Raw genomic sequence first — 19845 nt, forward strand, 5'->3', positions numbered from 1 at the left:
AACCGGCGGCGTTTTTTTGTGCCGAGGGGCGTCCGGCGTCCGTGCGGCGCGCATCCGGCCTGGGTGAACATTGAGCCCGCCGCCACTCGCGCTCGGGCGCGAGTCACCCACACCCAAAACAAGATTTTTCGATTGGAATTGTTTTTCGGTAGCGTTTTCCGTATGGCACTATCGACTCTGAGTTTCGAAAAGCAGGAGCGATGACCACTTTAGTGGAATATATCATGACCTAAGAACGCACGTCGGCACACTATACAATTAATGAGGGTTGCCATGCTGAAGTCCATGCGCATCGGTCCCAAGCTGTATGGCGGATTCGGGATCATCCTGGTGCTGCTTCTCGGTCTGGGCATCGCCGCGTCGATCCAAGTGTCCAGCGTCGGCAGCATCTTCACCACCTACCGGGATTTAGCCCGGTCCGCGAACGAGGTCGGACGTGTTCAGGCCAACCTCCTGATGGGGCGGATGGGCGTCATGGACTTCATCAACAACGGCAACCAGCTCGCCATCGCGCAGGTCAAGACCCGCCTGGACGCGACCGAAGAGTTCATCGGCACGGCCGAGGCCCTGACCAACGACACCGAAGGCGTCACGATTCTGCAGAATATGCGCGCGAACATCCGGGACTACCGCACCGCTTTCGACCGGGTTACGGCGCTTCAGGCGCGGATCGACGCGCTCACCGACACGATAAACACCACCGGGCCCGACATCGAGCGCACCCTGTCGGACATCATGCGCGCGGCCGATCAGGATGGCGAGGCTCATATCGCCTATCTGGCCGGCCTCGCGACCCGCGACCTGATGGCGACGCGCCTTTACGCGCGAACCTTCCGCGAGACCGGCGACGCGGCGGAAGCGGACCGGGCCCGGCGCAGTCTGACCGAGTTAGACCAGTCCCTGGCGACCCTGACTGCGGACCTGACGGATCCACGGCGACGCGATCTCGCCGACGCGGCCGTCCAAGGTGCGCGAACGCTGGCTCAGGCCATTGGCGAGCTGATGACCGCCGCCGACCAACGCAACACAATCATCGCGGATACGCTGGGCGTCATCGGGCCGTCCCTGGCCGAGCATATCGAGGACTTCAAGCTGGCGATCAAACGCCAGCAGGACGAGCTTGGCTCCCAGGCCGCCGCGACCATTCGCGAAACCATCGTCACGACGATAGCGGTGGCGGCCATCGCCCTGGCCATCGGCATCACCGCCGCCTGGGCGATCGGATCCGGAATCAGCAAACCGATCCAGGCCATGACCGGCGCGATGCAGCGCTTGGCCTTAAAAGACTACGCCGTGGAGATCCCGGCCCGGGACAACCGGGACGAAATCGGTGATATGGCCAAGGCAGTCCAGGTCTTCCGGGACGGCATGCAGCAGGCTGACGCCCTCGCCGCCGAACAGGCCGAAGCCGCGCGCGCCCGGGTGCAGCACGCCGAACGGATCGAGAGTCTCAACCGCGCCTTCGACCATGGCGTGACGGGTGTGCTGCGGACCGTCGCGACGGCCGCGGCCGAGTTGCAGGAGACCGCCGACAGCATGGCCAGCATCGCGGAGGAAACCAACTCCCAAGCCTCGACGGTGGCGACCGCCTCGGAACAGGCCTCCACCAACGTCCAGACGGTCGCGTCGGCCGCGGAGCAGTTATCCTCCTCCATCAGCGAGATCGGCCGGCAGGTGCAGCAGTCAAACGACATCGCGCACAAGGCCGCATCCGAGGCGGAGCGCACGAGCCAGACCGTCTCCGGCCTGGCCGACGCCGCGCAGAAGATCGGCGAGGTGGTCGTCCTGATTACCGGGATCGCCAATCAGACCAACCTTCTGGCCCTCAACGCCACGATCGAGGCCGCGCGAGCGGGCGATGCCGGCAAGGGCTTTGCGGTCGTCGCCAACGAGGTCAAGAGCCTCGCCACCCAGACCGCCCGCGCGACCGAAGACATCAGCCACCAGATCGAGTCCGTTCAGTCCGAAACCAAGACCGCCGTCGAAGCCATCGCCTCCATCTTCGAGATCATCAACCAGATCAGCGACGTGGCCGCTGCCATTGCCTCCGCGATGGAGGAACAGAACGCGGCGACCCAAGACATCGCCCGCAACATCCAACAAGCCAGCCACGGCACCGCCGAGGTTACGCACACCATCGCCGGGGTGACCGAAGCCGCCCGCGCCTCCGGTGCCGCCGCGGAGAGCGTGGTGCGGGCCACCGGAACGCTCAATGAACAATCCACGGCCTTGCGGACCATGGTCGAGCAGTTCCTGTCGGATGTGCGGACGGCATGACCCCCAGGCCCCGGGTGATCGATCCGGCGCGCCAACCGGATCCCCGCGCGGGGTTGCCAGCAGGCCGGCGCCCTTTTGTATCGATTCCAGCCTCTTTTCGTTGTTCAATGGGCGTTGAACACTCCCTGAGTCCGAGGGATTGGAGGGCTCGCATGCTTACCGCATGCGGACCCTCCAGGACCGTCGGGAGTGTGTGAGCACAGGCAGGCACATCCGGGAGGGCGCGGGAGTCGCACGCGGGACGGCCAAAACACATAACAAGCCGGACAGGGCGGGCCCCGGCGCGGATTCACGAGGATGGGCATGCTGAAGTCACTGCGCATCGGACCCAAACTCTTTGGGGGGTTCGGGCTTGTTCTGGTGCTGCTGATCGCGCTGGGGACCACGGCCGCGATGGAACTCGCAGGCGTCGGCGATACGTTCGCCCACTACCGCCAACTGGCGCGGTCGGCCAACGAAGTCGGACGAGTCCAGGCGAGCCTGCTGCTGGGCCGCATGGCGGTGAAGGAGTTCATTATTCGGGGTGACACACTGTCCATCGATGCCGTCCACAACCACATGGAGACCACCGATGCGCTGCTCACGGTCGCCGAGGACCTGACCACGGAGGCGGAGGCGTATCAGGCGCTGGAGCGGATCCGGGAAGAAGTGGAGACCTACACCCACGCCTTCGACCGCGTCGGGGAGCTCCAGGACCAACGCCACACCTTGCTGGACGCCTTAATCCGCATCGGTCCGGTCATCGAAGAGGCCCTGACCGAGATCATGCACTCCGCCCATGACACCGACGACACCGGCGCGGCCTACAACGCCGGGCTCGTGCTGCGCCAGTACATGGTGGGCCGTCAGTATGCGATCCAGTTCGTGGCGGACAACGATCCCGGTACGGCGGCCCTGGCCAAGGACGAACTGACGGCCCTGACTCCGGCGCTCGCCGTTCTGGCCAGCGCGCTGTCGGCCCCGAACCATATCGCCTTGGCCAACGAAGCCCGCGCCAGCGCCGAGATCTACCAGGACACGTTTCAGGACCTGGTGCGGACCGTCAACGCACGCAACGAGATCATCACCGGCACCCTGGACGTCATCGGCCCGACGGCGGCGGCGCACATCGAGGAGTTCAAGGCGGTCGTAAAGACCAAACAGGACATGCTCGGCCCTCAGGCGATGGCGGCCATCCACCAGACCATCGTGGTGACCATCACTATCGCTGCGGCAGCGGTGGCTATCGGCGCCGCCGCCGCGTGGCTGATCGGCACGGGAATCACCCGGCCCGTCAAGGCAATGACGGCGGCCATGGACCGTCTGGCGCACAAGGACTATGCGGTGGCCATCCCGGCCCAGGACTATAAGGACGAAGTGGGCGACATGGCCAAAGCCGTCGAGATCTTCAAGCAGGGCATGCAGAAGGCCGACGCGCTGGCGGAGGAAAACGACAAGGCCATCCGCCGCCGTCAAGCCCATGCCCAACGGATCGAAGAGCTCAATCGCGGCTTCGACCACGGTGTCACGGGGGTCTTGCAGACGGTCGCCTCCGCCTCCACCGAACTGCACTCGTCCGCCGAAAGCATGGCGGCGATCGCCGACCGAACGCGGTCGCGGGCCACAACGGTTTCGGCCGCATCCGAGGAAGCCTCTGCCAACGTGCAGACGATTGCCGCCGCGACCGAACAGCTCAACAGCTCCATCGAGGAAATCGGCCGGCAGGTGCACCGCTCCAGCGATGTCGCCCGGCAGGCCGCCGACGAGGCCCAGCGCACCGGCACGATCGTCGCCGGCCTGTCCAACACGGCGGAGAAAATCGGCGAGGTCGTCGGTCTGATTACCGGCATCGCCAACCAGACCAATCTGCTGGCCCTCAACGCGACCATCGAGGCCGCCCGCGCCGGCGAAACCGGCCGGGGCTTCGCCATCGTCGCCAACGAGGTGAAAACCCTCGCCACGCAGACCGCGAAAGCCACCGACGACATCAGCCGTCAGGTGACCGCGATCCAAAGCGAAACCACCGCCGCGGTGGCGGCCATCGATTCCGTGTTCAAGATCATTCAGATCATCGACGAGGTCTCCGCCGCCGTCGCCTCCGCCATGGAGCAGCAGCACGCCGCCACGCAAGAGATCGCCCGCAACATCCAGGAGGCCAGCATCGGCACCAGCATGGTCTCGGAGAATATCGCCGGCGTCACCGAGGTGGCCAGCGAGGCCGGCACCGCCGCCGACAACGTGCTGGAAGCCACCAGCCTGCTGAACGAGCAGGCCAACAGCCTGCGGAACATGGTCGAGCAGTTCCTGGCCGACGTCCGCGCGGCCTAACGGCTTGGGGCGGAGGCGACGGGGGCGGCCAGACACCGACGCCGCCGGTCGCGGACACGACCGGCGGCAAAAAGAGACGGCAGATGGAAAGGGGGAGAGCGCGGTCTTACCGGGGCGCGGCGTTGGCGCCGACAAGCCCGATGGCGCGCGCGTACAGGCTGGGGTCCTGGAGCAGCCGGCGGGCGACGGCCTCATCCAGGCCATTCGGCTCGTGATGCTCGGCCGGGCACAGGTTGCGCAGCATACGGCGGCGCTCGATGTCCTCGAACGCTGTATGCTGCCAGGAGGACAGGCGGCGGGCGATGGGATCGGCGTGGGTGCGCAGATCGTACAGCACGCCCTCCACCACGCCCGGCGCGGTCTGGTTGGCCCGCCCGCTGGTGCAGGCGACCGGCGGCACACCCAGCCCATGCAGGACATAGCCGGAGGGACTGTGGAAGCGCGACCACGTCAGGGTGATCTCGCCGCCGTTGGGCAACTGAACCACCGTCTGCACCGTGCCCTTGCCATAGCTGGTGGTGCCGATGACGACCGCCCGCCCGCCGTCCTGAAGCGCCGCGGCCACGATTTCCGCCGCCGAGGCCGAATCGCCGTCCATCAGCACCACGATGGGAAGGCCACCGGACACGTCCCCGGCCGAGGCGCTGTAGAACTGGCGGGCCTCCGGATGGCGGCCCCGGGTCGACACGATGGTACCATGGTCCAGGAACAGATCCGCGACACTCACCGACTGGTCGAGCAGGCCCCCGGGATTGCCGCGCATGTCGAGGATAAGGCCGCGCACCGCCTCGCCGGCCTGCGCACGCGCGCGCGCAACCTGTACGGCCTTGGCAACCCCTTCGGTCGTGGCCTGATTGAAGCTGGACAGCCGCAAGGTCGCGATGCCGTCCTCGACGGACAGCTTGACGGTCGGCATGACGATGAGGCCGCGTTCGAGATCCACCTCAAGCACACCGTTGCCCCGCACGACCGAAAGGTGCACGACGGAGCCGACCGGACCGCGCAGACGCTCCCGCACCCGATCGGTGTCCGGACGGGTGAATGCGACATCGTCGACAGCCAGGATCTGGTCGCCGGCCAACAGCCCAGCGTCGGCGGCCGGACCGCCTTCCACCACCTCCTCGACCATCACAGCGCCGTCGGCCCGGATGGTGAACAGGATCCCGATCCCACCGAAACCATTGCGGCTGCCCCGATTCAGGCGGGCCTCCGCCGCGCCGGCGTACCGCGAGAACGGGTCCAGGCTGGCCAGCGCGGAATCGAACAGGGCGTCATAGATGGCCTCGGCATCCGCCGCCGCCAGGGGCGGAGACACGGCACGCGCCGCCTGGATGGCATCGATGCTCAGCCGCGCCCAGTCGCTGCCCCGGTCTTCCTCCGGCTTGGCAAAGCGCGCCACCCGCCGATCGCCCAGAAACACATCGACCGTATCCGCCGTCGCCTCCACATCCAGGCGCGAATCGAACCGATCCAACCCGTCGAGTCCCGCGACGACGAACGCGGCCATATCCACCGGCTCAATGTACCGGCTCGACACGGCCACGTAGCCGTGCGTGAACATCGGCTGAGCGCTCGCCCGGGTAAAGGCCGCCGACACCGCGTGGGACGCGTCGGTCACCGGCATGGAGGCATCGGGCATTGGCCGGCGCGTCGGCGCGCAGCCGACGGCCGTCAGGCCGACCAGGAGAATCAGCCAGGACAGGACTCGAACAGAACGGTTCATGGACGCACGCGGTTCTAGGACGGAGAGGACAGCGACTCGTCCAGACTGTATGCGAAAAGGGTTGTGAAATCACTAGGGCGAAGTCACACAACCACTCGAAAGAACTCGGTGTTTCACATTCATTAGGATCGCCCCCGGTCGATCACATCGGCTCAGGGGCGGATCCCGGGGCATCGCGGCCCGCAGGCGGCGCCGTCCGGCTCAGAATCGCAGCCGCAGGCCGATCGACATGCCGTGATCGCCTTCGGGCCCCGCCTTGCCGCTCGTGCTCCCGAGTCCGGTGCCGACCCCCAGGGCGCTGCCGTGGTCCATCGGACCATCGGTGTCCTGCCCCGTATACCGGTAGGCGAAATCCAAGCTCAGGCCGTCGCCGAGAGCCACGTTGGACCCGGCGGTCGCCCCCCAGGTCACGCCCGCACCGGTCATCGGCTGCACGGTGACGGAACCGCCCGTCCGGTCCCGCGTCAGGCCCTTCGGCGTATTCGCGTAACCGAGCGCGAGATTGGCGCCCACGAAGGGCCGCATGGCACCGAGGTCGACTCCGGTCGCCGCCGTGAGATCCACGAGCGCGGACAGACTGCCGACCGCCCGCTCCGTCCCCAGGGAGGCGGCGCTCGGGGCCGCCGCCGTGGCACTGGACACGCCGAACCCCGCGCCGGCCGGACGCAGCCCAGGCTCGAACCCGACTCCAGCCCCCAGGCTCAACCAGCCATCGACTCCGTACCGCACGCCGACCGTCACCGCCCCCGGGGCCTGATCCAGGCCACCGCCCCGGCTCAGACACCGGACGAGAGGGCGTTCGCCGGCGCCCAACCCCAGGCACGGCGCATTGGTGCCGGCCGGTATGCCTGTCGCGGTCGGGGCGGCGTTGAAGCCGGACACGAGGCTCAGCCCTTCCGGCGCGGCGTCCTGCGCGGACGCCCCAGGCATCGGCGCCAAGGCAGCCATCACCAGCCCGACCATGAGTGCTGTCGCGTGCAACCGCCCTTCGCGATTCGGGCCACGATTCGGGGCCGCGAACCGAGCGTATGACGGCGGCACCGCATCGATTCGTGTCGATGCGGTCGCCGTGCGGCCAATCGGACCGTCGAACCGGCCTTTCTGTCTGACGGACCCAGTGTGCATGGCGGTCATTCCGCAGGGTTGTCGCGTCGCCCCAGGCGTGCGACCGGAACACGACGGCTCCGCCGTGCTCGAACCAGAGTATAGAATGGCGACGGGCGGCCCTCAACACAAGGACACGGCGGGGGCTATCCGCACGCGACGCGGCAGGTCCGCGCTCCGTGCCCGGCGGCGCCCATGCGGCCCGTGCGCCCACACGAAAAAGGCCGTGTGATCCTCGGCGTGTCCACGTGAGCGTGCCCCAAAGGACACGCCAAGGGACCACCCCTGTGGCACCCTTGCGTCCCTGCGGCGAGGTGGATATAAGGGCGCCTTCTTGCGCAGGAGAGCTGATCATGAAAGCCGACATTCATCCCGAGTACAAGGACATCACGGTCATCATGACCGATGGGTCCGAGTTCACGACCCGATCCACCTATAGCGGTGGCGACACCATTCGCCTCGACATTGATCCGAAGAGCCATCCGGCCTGGACCGGCGTGCAGCGCCTGGTCGACACCGGCGGCCAGGTCGCGAAGTTCAACAAGCGCTTCGCCGGCTTCGGCATCAAGTAGGACCGCGCGGCCCGACGGCCGCGCTCCTGTCCTGCGCTCGCACCCCGCCGTTCGCGCCCACCGCCGTGGGCGCCGGCGGGTTTGCGTGCGTCTGGGGCCGATCGCTTGCGACCCACGTACCAACGTACCGAAACGAAAGGATCACCCCATGGCCGAACCGACCACGGTGACCATCGACGGCACCGAATACGCCCTCGACTCCCTCAGCGACACGGCGCGGAAGCTGATCGACGCGCTGCGCACGGCGGACATGGAAATCGCCCGCACCCAGGCGCAGGTGTCCATGTTCCAGGTTGCCCGCAGCAGCTATGCCAACGCACTGAAGGCGGAGCTCGACGGCACGGCCTGACCGGCCGCCGTCGAGCGCCGTTCCCTGCCCTCGTTAGACCACCCGATCGCCGGGGGCCTCGCCGCGCAAAAGCACCGCGTCCAGGTTATCGAGCGCCCGGAAGCCCATGGCGTTGCGGGTTTCGATGGTGGCACTGCCCAGATGCGGCAGCAGGAAGGTGTTGGGCTGATCCCGGTAGCCCGGGTGCACGTTCGGCTCGCCCGTGAACACGTCCAGCCCGGCGGCGGCGAGTTGCCCGCTTTTCAGCGCAGCGATCACGGCCTCGTCGTCGACCACCGTGCCACGCGCCGTGTTGACCAGCACGGCCCCCTTCGGCAGCAGCGCCAGCCGTTCCGCGTTCATCAGCTTCGTCGTCTCCGGCGTCGCCGGACAATGCAAACTGACAAAGTCGCAGTGCGGCAACAGGTCTTCGACGGTCGCGTGGTAGATCGCGTCGCCCACCACGGCGGTGTCGAGCTTCTTGCTGTCCTGGTAGTGGATCGTCATATCGAAGGCGCGCGCCCGCTTTGCCACGGCGCGACCGATACGCCCCATGCCGATGATGCCGAGCCGCTTGCCGGTCACCTGCACGCCCATCATCTGGGTCGGCGCCCAGCCGATCCACTCCCCGGCCCGCATCATGGCCTCGCCCTCGCCGGCCCGGCGCGCCGCGCCCAGCATGCACAGCATCGCGATGTCGGCCGTGGCGTCGGTCAGCACGTCCGGCGTGTTGGTCACGATCAGGCCGCGCGCGCGCGCGGCGTCCAAGTCGATGTGGTCGAACCCGACCGAGAAGGTGGCGATAACCCGCACACAGTCCGGCAGAGCCTGGATCACCTCGGCGGTCACCGCGTTGCCGGGCGCCACCAGCAGACCATCGGCCCCGTCGGCATGCGCGACCAGCGCCTCGCCGCCCAGGGCGGGCGTGTCCACGGGCGCCGCGCGCACGTCATAGTCCCGGGCCGCGCGGGCCTCGACATCGTCCGGGAGCGTGCGCGCCAGCGCCAGCACGGGTTTCGCGGTCATAATCTCCTCCTTATACTCTCGGGCATCTTGATCTTATAGGCATCGCGGCGACCATCATGGCGACCGGTACGCCGCGCGCAACACACGTTTGGGGACGAGGTTCAGCATGCAACACGGGATCGTGACGGTTACCCCCGGCACCACAGCGGTCGGCTTCATCGGCCTGGGCATTATGGGCCGCAGCATGGCGGTCCATATCCAGGCGGCCGGCTACCCCCTGCATGTCTTCACCCGGACCCGGGACAAGGCCGCCCCGGTGCTGGCGGCGGGCGCCACGTGGCACGACGATCCGGCGGCCCTGGCGGCCGCCTGCGATGTGATTGTCACGATGGTGGGCTATCCCGCCGATGTGGAGGCGGTCTATTTCGGGCCGGAGGGCGCGCCCGAACAGGGCATTCTCGCCAACCTGAAGCCCGGAGCCGTGGCCATCGACATGACCACCTCCTCCCCCAGCCTTGCCGAGCGGATCGCGGAGGCGGCGCGCACGCGCGGCGCCTATGCGCTCGACGCCCCGGTCTCCGGCGGGGACGTGGGCGCACAGAACGCCACCCTGGCCATCATGGTCGGCGGGGACGCGGCGGCCTTCGACGCCGTGCGGCCCCTGTTCGAGCAGATGGGCAAGGGAATCGCCCGGCTCGGGCCGGCGGGAGCCGGACAGCACACCAAGATGGTCAACCAGACGGTCATCGCCAGCACCATCCTCGGCGTCGCCGAGGGGCTGGCCTACGGCAAGGCGGCGGGCCTGGACCTGGACCAGGTTCTGGAGGTCATCGGCGGCGGCGCGGCCGGCGGGTTCCAGTTGAACGTGCTGGGCAAGCGCATGGCCGAGGGCGATTTCGCCCCCGGATTCTATGTGCATCACTTCATCAAGGACATGGGCATCGCCGGAGCGGAAGCCGAGCGCATGGCCCTGGATCTGGAGAGCTTGACCCTGGCGCGGACGCTGTTCGAACGCTTCGCCGCCGAGGGCGGGCGCGAGGACGGCACGCAGGGAATCTATAAAATGATCGCTGCAAAATGATCGCCGCGAACTGACGGCAAAGACGCGGGACCGGATCAAAACGACAAAATAATGGGGAGGAAGCGTCCATGGAGTTCAGCGGCGAGTACCGCATTCCGGCGCCGAGACAGACCGTCTGGGAGGCCCTCAACGATGCGGACGTGCTCAAGCACTGCATCAGCGGCTGCGAAAGCCTGGAGCGCGTCTCGGACACGGAACTCACCGCCAAGCTGAAGGCGAAGGTCGGCCCGGTGTCGGCGAAGTTTTCGGGCACCGTGACGCTGTCGGACGTCAACGCGCCGGAAAGCTACGTCATCAGCGGCCAGGGCCAGGGTGGCGCGGCCGGGTTCGTCAAGGGCAGCGCCTCCGTGTCGCTGACCGAGGACGGGCCGGACGTCACCGTGCTGCGCTATGAATCGCAGGGCAGCGTCGGCGGCAAGCTGGCCAGCGTGGGCGGACGTCTGGTCAAGGGCGTCGCCACCAAAACGGCGGATGACTTCTTCCGCGCCTTCTCTGAGCGAGTGGGCGGCGCGCCCCCGGAGGTGGTGGACACGGAGACCGGCGAGACGATCACCGAGCCCGAACCAGAGCCTGTGATAGCCCCCGAACCGCCGCCCGACACACCGTCCGAACCGATCGCGGGGCCAATTCCGGCCGCCAGCGCAGCCGCCCCGACCAACACGGCGGCCGAAGCGCGCCCCCAACCCACCACGACCGCAACCACGCAGCCGCCCCTCGGCCCGATCGAGATCGGCCCTCAGACCGCCGATCCCAATCCCCCTCTGCCGCCGGCCCGGGTTCCGCCTTTGACGTCGCCCCCGCCGGTGCGCCTTGCCCTGACGGGGAAGACGTTTGCCGTTTTGGCGGCCTGGGTGGCGGCAATCGCAGTGTTGGTGGTCACCCTGAGCCTCGCGCTTACGTGACACCAAGGCGTCGGGGACGCCGCGTTTCGCGTATCCGTCCTGGCATCCTGTCTCCCCAATGGGCGTGCGGCGCGCCCGACGGCGGTCTGCGCGGCTACGAACACACTTTCTTCACCGTTGTCTCCTCGGAGGGAACCGGATATGAGTGCGCCGTCGCGGCGGCGGCTCTTTTGGTGTCATGAGGACGCAAGCATGCGAACGGTCCGTCGGCGCGACGTGGCGCTGACCGCCCTTGTGGCGGCCGGCGCGGTGACGGGCCTGACCGCATGCAGCCCCCCTAGACATCCGCCGCGACATCGCTCCGGCGACCGCACGGCGCCGCCCTCGTCCGCCGAATTGGCCCCGCCGCAGGCCCCTCCGATGCCGCACCATCCCACACAGGATCCGGGCGAGACGCCGCACCCGTCCGGCGTGGTTCTGCGGATCGGGGTCGGCGACTCGATCGAGGCGGTGGAGGCGCGTTTGGGTCCGCCCATGAGCCGACGCCCCCTGCGCAACGACGATCCGGCGCGCATGGGGGCGGCTGTTGTTGAGTACGGCGTGACGGAACCGGTTCTGCGGTTCGTAAATGAAACCCCGCCCGCGGGTGGCCCGGCCCGGTTCGTGCTGGTGGTCACAGACCCCGAGGGTCGGATTTTGCGAGTGTTGCGGAACCCGAACGCCCCCGGTCCCGAGGGCATGCGAACCCTGCGCGGTCCCGCCGGAACCGCCCAGGCCGTTCTGATCCCCGAGGATGCGCGGCGTGTTGCGCCCTCGGACGACGCCGGAGACCAGAACCGATGACGACCTATGTCGAGGGTGCCAACGATACCTACCCCTACAGCGGCGTCTGTTATGTCATCGCGGACTTCGGCGGCAGCAACGTCTTCGCGGCGACCGGGTTCATGGTCGGACCGAATGACGTCCTGACCGCGTCGCACGTCATCTACGACGCAGCCTGGGGGGTCGCGAACAGCGTCACCGTCATTCCCGGGTACGACGCGGGCGTCGCGCTCTACGGCGAATACACGGCGAGCACGATTGACTACCTTCCGATCGACACGGATGGGGATGGCCTGATCTTCGCATCGGAATCGGCGGGCGACATCGCCGTGTTGGGCCTGAACAGCCGGGTTGGCGACACCACCGGCCTCTTCGGCCTGGACGGCGGCGGCACGACGGGCACGTACAACTTCACCGGCTACCCCGCAATTTACCGCACCGACGGGCAGGCGCGCATGACCACCGACGTCGGCGTGGCCACCGACAACGCACGCGCCGACGTCTTCGACTACACGTCGATCGAGACTAACCCGGGCAACAGCGGCAGTCCCCTCTGGTACATCAACGGGGCGGGCGAAGCAGTGGCCGTCGGCGTGGGCTCGACCAGCGGGTGGGCCGCCGACGTGGGCGCCAACTACGCCCTGATTCAAAACTGGATCGCCGGCAACGATGGCCTGATCCCGACCGCCGATGGGCCGGTCATCGGGGTGGGCGGCACAACCACCGTCTCCAGCGCCGCAAGCGCAGCGTTCGATGCCGCGTGGTACCTGGAGCAGAACGCGGACGTCGCGGCGGCCGGGCTCGATCCGCTGGCGCATTACACCAATTTCGGTTGGCACGAGGGCCGCGATCCGAACGCATGGTTCGACGTCGACGGCTATGAGGCGGTCTACGCCGACATTGCCGGCTCTGGAGTCGACCCGCTGGAGCATTATCTGGCCTTTGGCTGGGCCGAGGGCCGGGATCCGTCCGCCGCCTTCGACACCTCGGCCTATGTGGCGGCCAACCCCGACGTCGCCGACTTCGCCGGCGGCCCGCTGGCGCATTACGTTCAGTTCGGCGCCGCCGAGGGCCGCGCCATCGCGCCGTCCGACGACGCCGCGTGGCTTGCCGTCGCCTGATCCGGATCCCGATCCTGGGGCCGGATCCGCCCCGGGGCGCGGCGCCCCCTACCGCCCACCATACGGCAGCGTACAAAAAACACGCCGGCCATCTTTTCGTCGCCCCTCCCCCACTCTATGATCCCTGGCAAACACAATCAGGGCACCCGATGCGCGTGCCCGGGGGAGCGACACGGGGTACGGGACGATGGAGTTTCGACTGACCGAGGATCAGGTTCAGTTTCAGGACGTGGCGCGCGCCTTCGCCGCCGACGTGATGGCGCCGCAGGCCGCGCGGTGGGATGAGGAGAAGATCTTTCCCGAGGACGTCCTGCGTCAAGCGGCGGAGCTTGGGTTCGCGGCCATCTACACGCGCGACGACGTCGGCGGCTCCGGCCTGGGGCGGCTGGACGCCGCGCTGATCTTCGAGGAGTTGGCGACCGCCTGCCCCTCCACGGCGGCGTTTCTAACCATTCACAACATGGTCTGCTGGATGATCGACCGCTTCGGGTCGGAGGAGCAGCGCACCCGCTGGCTGCCCGGCCTGTGCACCATTGAGCGGTTCGCCAGCTACTGCCTGACCGAACCGGGCGCGGGATCCGATGCGGCGTCGCTGAAGACGCGGGCCGAGGCCGATGGGGACAGCTACGTCCTGACCGGGGAAAAGGCGTTCATCTCCGGCGGCGGGCGCTCGGACCTCTATCTCGTCATGGCCCGCACCGGCGAGCCCGGCCCCAAGGGGATTTCCGCCTTCGTGGTGGAAAAGGACACGCCCGGCCTGTCGTTTGGGAAACCCGAGCGCAAGATGGGCTGGAACAGCCAGCCGACCGCCGCCGTCATCCTGGACGGCTGCCGAGTCCCCGCCGCCAACCGCCTGGGGGCGGAGGGCGACGGCTTCACCTTCGCCATGAAGGGGCTGGACGGCGGGCGCATCAACATCGGGGCGTGCTCCCTCGGCGGCGCGCGCGGCGCCATGGACGCCGCCACCGCCTACGTCCGCGAGCGCAAGCAGTTCGGCCGGGCCATCGCCGACCTGCAGGCCACCCGGTTCACCCTGGCCGACATGGCCACGCATCTGGAGGCCGCGCGCCTGCTGCTGCACAAGGCCGCCGTCGCCCTGGACGCGGCCGATCCCGACGCCACCAAACTGTGCGCGATGGCCAAGCGGCTGGCGACCGACACCGGGTTTACGGTCTGCGATCAGGCCCTTCAGCTCCACGGCGGCTACGGCTACATCCGCGAATACCCGGTGGAGCGGATCCTGCGGGACCTGCGGGTGCACCGCATCCTGGAGGGCACCAACGAAATCATGCGGGTCATCATCGGCCGCCGCCTGCTGGCGGACTGACGGCCGGCACGGCCCCCTCTTTTCGCCATTACGGGAGCGTTCATGAGCGAACCGGAGATCCTGTTCGACGTGCTGGGCGGCATCGGCCGCATCCGGCTCAACCGGCCGCGCGCGCTGAACGCGCTGACCCTGTCCAAGATCCGCGCCATGGACACCACGCTGCGCACTTGGGCCACCGACCCGGCCGTCAAGGCGGTGGTCGTGGAGGGCGCGGGCGACCGGGCGTTCTGCGCCGGGGGTGACATCCGGGTGCTGGCCGAGGCCGCGCGCACCGGCGACGACGCCACCATTCGCGGCTTCTTCCGCGAAGAATACACCCTCGACCGGCTCATCAAGACCTACCCGAAGCCGGTCCTGCCCTTCCTGAACGGCATCGTGATGGGGGGCGGGGTCGGCATCTCCGTCCACGGCCGTTACCGCATCGTGACCGAAAACACCGTGTTCGCCATGCCGGAAACGGGGATCGGCCTGTTTCCCGACGTCGGCGGCACGTATTTTCTGCCGCGCTGTCCGGGCTGGGTTGGGACCTGGCTCGCCCTGACCGGGGAGCGCCTGAAGGCCGCCGATTGCCTGTACGCCGGGATCGCGACGCATGTCGTGCCCGCCGCCCACCTGGATGCCCTGGAGGCGGCCCTACGGGATGCCACAGCCGAGGCGGAGACCCCCGAGGCGGCGGATGACGTGGTGGCGGCGGTGCTCGACCGTTTCCATGAAGACCCCGGGCCGGCCCCCCTTGCTCCGCACCGAGCCGCCATCGACGCCGTGTTCGGCCTGGACAGTGTGGAGGCGATGCTCGCGGCCCTCGACCGACAGGCGGCCGACACGGGCGAAGAGAGCTGGGCCGCGCGGACCGCCGCCATCCTTCGTCAGAAGGCGCCAACATCGCTGAAGGTCACCCTGCGCCAAATGCGCTTGGGGGCCGATCTGGACTTCGATGCGGCCATGCAGACGGAGTTCCGGCTGGCCTGCCGCTTCCTGCGTGCCCCGGACTTCGTCGAGGGCGTGCGCGCCACTCTGGTGGACAAGGACAACCGGCCACGCTGGACCCCCGCCACGCTGGAAGCGGTCGACGCGACCACGGTCGACGGCTTTTTCGCCCCGCTCGACGATAGGGAGGCACTGACCTTCCCGGATTGACGTGGCGCGGATTGACGTGGCGCAGACTGAACCGGACCACGGCTCCCGACCGGCACCCAACAACACGCCGGCGGACCACACACAGGGAGGAGGACCCCACATGGCGACCATCGGATTCATTGGGCTCGGCAACATGGGCGGCCCGATGCTGGCCAACCTCGTCAAGGCCGGGCACACGGTGCGGGCCTTCGATCTGTCGGACGCGGCGCTGGCCCGCGCGGAGGCGGCCGGCGCCACCCGCGCCGGCAGCGTGCCGGACGCCGTCGAGGGCGCGGAGGTCGTCCTGACCATGCTCCCGGCCGGTCCGCACGTGCGCAGCGTCTACCTGGACGAGGGCGGAATCCTCGCCGCCGCCGCGCCGAGCACCCTGCTGATCGACTGCTCGACCATTGATGTGGACACCGCCCGCGCCGTCGCCACCGCCGCCGAGGCGGCGGGTCTGCACATGGTCGACGCCCCGGTCTCCGGTGGGGTTGGCGGCGCCGAGGCCGGCACCCTGACCTTCATGGTCGGCGGGCCCGACGCGGCCGTCACCGCCGCCCGGCCGATCCTGGAGGTCATGGGCAAGGCCGTCGTGCATGCCGGCGGCCCCGGCACCGGGCAGGCCGCCAAGGTCTGTAACAACATGATGCTCGGCATTCAGATGATCTCGGTCGCCGAGGCCTTCATGCTGGCCAAGCGGCTGGGGCTGGACGCCCAGAAACTGTTCGACGTCAGTTCTAAGGCCTCGGGTCAGTGCTGGTCGCTGACCACCTATTGCCCGGTGCCCGGCCCCGTGCCCACCAGCCCGGCCAACCGCGACTACGCGCCGGGGTTCACGGCCGCGATGATGCTGAAGGACCTGAAGCTCGCCCAGGAGGCCGCCGCCCGCAGCGGCGCCGCGACCCCCATGGGAGCGGCCGCCGAAAGCCTGTACGCCCTGTTCTGCAACCAGGGGCACGACGGGCTCGATTTCTCGGGCATCATCCGCATGATCGATGGCCAGGAGTAGCGCGGCCATGGCGTCTGCCCCCCACACCATCGGCTTCATCGGGCTGGGCAACATGGGGGCCCCCATGGCCGCCAATCTGGTCAAAGCCGGCCACACCGTGCGCGGCTTTGACATGGACCCGAACGCCGTGGCGCGCGCCGCCGAAGCGGGCGTGGGTACGGCCGCGTCCGTGGCGGACGCCGTTTCGGGCGCCGCGATCGTCATCACCATGCTGCCCATGGGGCGGCACGTCCGGGCGGTCCTGACCGGCGAAGACGAGGGGTCATCATCCAACGGCGGCGGCGCCTTCGCGGCGGCGGCACCGGGCACGCTGTTCATCGACTGCTCGACCATCGACGTGGAAACGGCCCGGGCGCTGGCCGCCACCGCCGACGCGGCCGGCCTGTCGATGCTCGACGCCCCGGTGTCGGGCGGGGTGCCCGGGGCGGAGGCGGCGACCCTCGCCCTCATGGTCGGCGGCCCGGACGACGCGTTTCGGCGCGCCGAACCCGTGCTTGCGGCCATGGGACGCGCCGTCATCCACACCGGCCCGGCCGGCAACGGCCAAGCGGCGAAGATCTGCAACAACATGATGGCCGGGATTCAGATGCTGGGCGTGGCGGAGGCGTTCACCTTGGCCGACCGCCTGGGCCTGGATCCGGCGCGACTGTTCGAGGTCGCCTCCCAAGCGTCGGGCCAATGCTGGTCCGTGACGGCCTATTGCCCGGTGCCGGGGATGGTGCCAACCGCGCCATCCAGTCGTGGCTACACCGGCGGCTTCGCGTCGGCGCTCATGCTCAAGGATCTGAAGCTGGCCCAGCAGGCGGCCGCCACCAGCGGCGCCACCACGCCGCTGGGTGGGCTCGCCGAGGCGCTGTACGCGCTGTTCTGCGGCCAGGGCCACGGCGCCGTAGACTTTTCCGGCATCATCCGGATGATAGAGAGGTCCAGATCATGACGGATCCGACGCCGGCCGCGGCGCCCTTCCGGGAGAGGCGAGCGATGACCACGACGAGCGGGGCGCAACGACGTGAGATCCTGTTCGAGTTTGCTTACCAGGGCAGCGTCGTGCGGGTGTCGGCGATCGATCCATACACCAACACAGAGGTCAGCATGGTCGGCGATCCTCGCCTGACCGAAGCCTCGTTGAAGGCCGCAGCCCTTCGCAAACTGAAGTACGTCTTGCGCCGGGACGGCAAATTGCCCTGATCGGTCCCGGCTCTGCTCACCGACGAGACGGGTCGATCGCCACGCGACGCGGTATGGAGCGCGGAAGCTCGCCGACGGCCCAACGACACGGCGCGGTTCCGTCGGCGGCACGCCCTTCCCGGGAGGGGCTCACCCCGGGACGCCTCACCTCACGATCCCCGCGGCGCAGGACGCCGACGGGCACCGAGCGCTGGGACAGCCGACAACGGAAGCGCACACCAGGAAGCGAATCACGCGAGAGCGTCACCAGAGAGGGATCAGCCCTGCCCCCCTCCGGCCTTACGGCCCAACCCGATCTTCTTGGCGAACTCGGACCGCTGGGCGGCGTAGTTCGGCGCCACCATGGGATAGTCGGCCGCAAGACCCCACTTCGCACGGTACTCGTCCGGCGTCATGTCATAGTTGGTGCGCAAATGCCGCTTGAGCATCTTCAGCTTCTTGCCGTCTTCCAGACACACGATGTAATCTGGGAAGATGGATTTGCGAACCGGAACAGCCGGCTTCTGGGCCTCTGTCTTGACTTCGGCCTGCTGCTGGCCGAGCCCAATCAGCGACGCGTAGACGGTCTGGATCAACTCAGGAATCTGCCCTGCCGGCAAAGGGTTATTGCCGACGTACGCCGTCACGATACTGACCGCCAGCCGCAGCATCTCCTCGCGCGGCAAAGCGGTCGAAGTTTCTTCCGTCATGCTTGTTTCTCTTCTCTCTTGATGTAAGCGTGTCGCTTCCGAACAGGGGCGGGCAGCACGCCCGCGACAAAACCTCGTGACCGGACATTCATTGGGTCGACCCTGGTAGGCGCGGCCAAATGTCCCCTCCCCGTTACAGTATTAACTACTACACTACGCCGGCCGATACAATAATCAATACCGAGTTCGCGCTATCCGAGATCCGTCGAAACCCGAACGGCGGAGGCATGAATTTGCAATGTAAAGGCGGCTGTCGACAGCCTCGATTGATCTTTGAGACCGGTCATTGCCCTCGAACGCGAGGCCCTGTCGCCCCGATGTCCCGCTCATCGCTCGACTTGGACACCGTCTTGTCGAACCCTCAACCCGCAATAGCACTTCTCTGGCCCGCATTCACGAGTCCGGTTTGGTCTCGCGGGGCGCCGACCGTGCGGCCCCCCTCAACAGCACCACGTGCACACCATCCTTGGAGCCCTCCGTGACCATCTTGGGGCCATCCTGGGGCCATCTTGGGGCCATCCTGAAGCCCGCGCGGGACCATGCAGTGTAGGAACTTGGTATTTCTCGGCGAGATGTGGTAGCACACCCTCGGATCGGCCAGGGTAAGGCTTCGGCGCGGTGGGGACCGTCTCTTATGGGCCTCCTCTTTTGGGCCTCGGGTGTCACGGCCCGCACCGGCACGAAAGTCTTTCGGGTCCGGCCAGCGTCGTTTCGAAAGACGCCATTCCGATAAGGTGTCGGCCGAGCCGGCGTCCATCGCCCCGACGTGCGCACGCCCGGTGTCTGCGCGCCGGACGTCCATAGTGTGTTTCTGATGTTGTTCCTGCCACGGGGGTGCCGGTGTCCAACGCGATACTCCTGGCCTCGGATCACGGGGCCATCGATCTTCGGGCCGCCCTGCGCGACCATGTGACCGCACGCGGGCTGGAGGCTATCGACCTCGGAACCGACGACACGGCGTCGGTGGACTACCCGGATTTCGCCGCCACCCTGGCCCAGGCGATCCAAGAGGGCCGAGCCGAGCGGGGTCTGCTACTGTGCGGAACCGGCGTCGGCATTTCGATCGCCATCAACCGCTACCCCTTCATTCGCGGCGCCCTGGTCCATGACGTGACCGGCGCGCGCCTGTGCCGCCAGCACAACGACGCCAACGTTCTGGTGCTGGGCGGGCGCACCACCGGGGTGGAGGTCGCCCGCGACTGCGTGGATGCCTTCCTCGACACCGCGTTCGAGGGCGGCCGCCACGCGCGGCGCGTACACAAACTGGGCGCCATGCCCGCCCTGTGATTTCCGCGCGGACTGGACCGCCCGTCCACGCGATGATGGTCTTACGCCCCGGCCGGACGGGGCGATTCAGGCAGGAAGGACTG

The 19845-nt window shown here is 68.1% G+C and carries 18 protein-coding genes; 14 read left to right on the plus strand and 4 right to left on the minus strand.

What is annotated here, in order from left to right:
• Positions 1-273: 273 nt before the first annotated feature.
• Positions 274-2277 (plus strand): methyl-accepting chemotaxis protein, encoded by a 2004-nt coding sequence (locus tag GGD82_RS18020; RefSeq protein ID WP_170284431.1) that lies wholly within the window; start codon positions 274-276, stop codon positions 2275-2277.
• 303 nt (positions 2278-2580) lie between these two features.
• A complete protein-coding gene (locus GGD82_RS18025; RefSeq protein WP_170284430.1) occupies positions 2581-4584 on the plus strand; it encodes a methyl-accepting chemotaxis protein in 2004 nt (667 codons plus the stop codon).
• Between the two features lie 106 nt (positions 4585-4690).
• Here the strand turns inward: GGD82_RS18025 and GGD82_RS18030 are convergent, their stop codons facing one another.
• Entirely contained in the window at positions 4691-6307 is a 1617-nt protein-coding gene (locus GGD82_RS18030; protein WP_150063721.1) for a S41 family peptidase, read from the minus strand.
• A gap of 201 nt (positions 6308-6508) precedes the next feature.
• Complete coding sequence (locus GGD82_RS18035) at positions 6509-7270, minus strand: hypothetical protein (protein ID WP_150063720.1); 762 nt, start codon at positions 7268-7270, stop codon at positions 6509-6511.
• 494 nt (positions 7271-7764) lie between these two features.
• Here GGD82_RS18035 and rpmE point away from each other — a divergent pair, with 494 nt between their 5' ends.
• Complete coding sequence (gene rpmE, locus GGD82_RS18040; RefSeq protein ID WP_150063719.1) at positions 7765-7983, plus strand: 50S ribosomal protein L31; 219 nt, start codon at positions 7765-7767, stop codon at positions 7981-7983.
• 148 nt (positions 7984-8131) lie between these two features.
• Positions 8132-8332, plus strand: a complete 201-nt coding sequence (locus GGD82_RS18045; RefSeq protein WP_150063718.1) for a DUF6447 family protein — start codon at positions 8132-8134, stop codon at positions 8330-8332.
• A 33-nt stretch (positions 8333-8365) separates the two neighbouring features.
• On the opposite strand, the gene GGD82_RS18050 is transcribed toward GGD82_RS18045, so the two are convergent.
• Positions 8366-9337 carry a 2-hydroxyacid dehydrogenase gene (locus GGD82_RS18050; RefSeq protein WP_150063717.1) on the minus strand — a complete coding sequence of 324 codons (972 nt, stop codon included), beginning with the start codon at positions 9335-9337 and terminating at the stop codon, positions 8366-8368.
• 106 nt (positions 9338-9443) lie between these two features.
• Between GGD82_RS18050 and GGD82_RS18055 the strand changes: the two genes are divergently transcribed.
• The 9 genes from GGD82_RS18055 to GGD82_RS18095 all read left to right on the plus strand — a co-directional run bounded on the left by GGD82_RS18055 (position 9444) and on the right by GGD82_RS18095 (position 17786).
• Positions 9444-10358 carry an NAD(P)-dependent oxidoreductase gene (locus tag GGD82_RS18055; protein ID WP_150063716.1) on the plus strand — a complete coding sequence of 305 codons (915 nt, stop codon included), beginning with the start codon at positions 9444-9446 and terminating at the stop codon, positions 10356-10358.
• Between the two features lie 68 nt (positions 10359-10426).
• Entirely contained in the window at positions 10427-11260 is an 834-nt protein-coding gene (locus GGD82_RS18060) for an SRPBCC family protein (RefSeq protein ID WP_150063715.1), read from the plus strand.
• Positions 11261-11452: 192 nt separating this feature from the next.
• A complete protein-coding gene (locus tag GGD82_RS18065) occupies positions 11453-12043 on the plus strand; it encodes a hypothetical protein (RefSeq protein WP_150063714.1) in 591 nt (196 codons plus the stop codon).
• Positions 12040-13143, plus strand: a complete 1104-nt coding sequence (locus GGD82_RS18070; RefSeq protein ID WP_150063713.1) for a trypsin-like serine peptidase — start codon at positions 12040-12042, stop codon at positions 13141-13143. The genes GGD82_RS18065 and GGD82_RS18070 overlap by 4 nt, the downstream gene beginning before the upstream one ends.
• A 187-nt stretch (positions 13144-13330) precedes the next feature.
• Positions 13331-14470 (plus strand): isobutyryl-CoA dehydrogenase, encoded by a 1140-nt coding sequence (locus GGD82_RS18075; protein ID WP_150063712.1) that lies wholly within the window; start codon positions 13331-13333, stop codon positions 14468-14470.
• Between the two features lie 42 nt (positions 14471-14512).
• Positions 14513-15607: an enoyl-CoA hydratase/isomerase family protein gene (locus GGD82_RS18080; RefSeq protein WP_150063711.1), complete on the plus strand. Its 1095-nt coding sequence runs from the start codon at positions 14513-14515 to the stop codon at positions 15605-15607.
• 100 nt (positions 15608-15707) lie between these two features.
• Positions 15708-16598 carry a 3-hydroxyisobutyrate dehydrogenase gene (mmsB, locus tag GGD82_RS18085; protein ID WP_150063710.1) on the plus strand — a complete coding sequence of 297 codons (891 nt, stop codon included), beginning with the start codon at positions 15708-15710 and terminating at the stop codon, positions 16596-16598.
• A gap of 7 nt (positions 16599-16605) precedes the next feature.
• Positions 16606-17535 (plus strand): 3-hydroxyisobutyrate dehydrogenase, encoded by a 930-nt coding sequence (mmsB, locus tag GGD82_RS18090; RefSeq protein ID WP_150063709.1) that lies wholly within the window; start codon positions 16606-16608, stop codon positions 17533-17535.
• Positions 17536-17579: 44 nt separating this feature from the next.
• Complete coding sequence (locus tag GGD82_RS18095) at positions 17580-17786, plus strand: DUF6898 family protein (protein ID WP_150063736.1); 207 nt, start codon at positions 17580-17582, stop codon at positions 17784-17786.
• Positions 17787-18043: 257 nt separating this feature from the next.
• Here the strand turns inward: GGD82_RS18095 and GGD82_RS18100 are convergent, their stop codons facing one another.
• Positions 18044-18475 carry a Ros/MucR family transcriptional regulator gene (locus GGD82_RS18100; RefSeq protein ID WP_150063708.1) on the minus strand — a complete coding sequence of 144 codons (432 nt, stop codon included), beginning with the start codon at positions 18473-18475 and terminating at the stop codon, positions 18044-18046.
• A gap of 834 nt (positions 18476-19309) precedes the next feature.
• Here GGD82_RS18100 and rpiB point away from each other — a divergent pair.
• Positions 19310-19762, plus strand: a complete 453-nt coding sequence (rpiB, locus tag GGD82_RS18105) for a ribose 5-phosphate isomerase B (protein WP_150063707.1) — start codon at positions 19310-19312, stop codon at positions 19760-19762.
• The last annotated feature ends 83 nt before the right edge of the window (positions 19763-19845 follow it).

Source organism: Roseospira marina (genome assembly GCF_014197855.1).
Lineage (GTDB): Bacteria > Pseudomonadota > Alphaproteobacteria > Rhodospirillales > Rhodospirillaceae > Rhodospira > Rhodospira marina.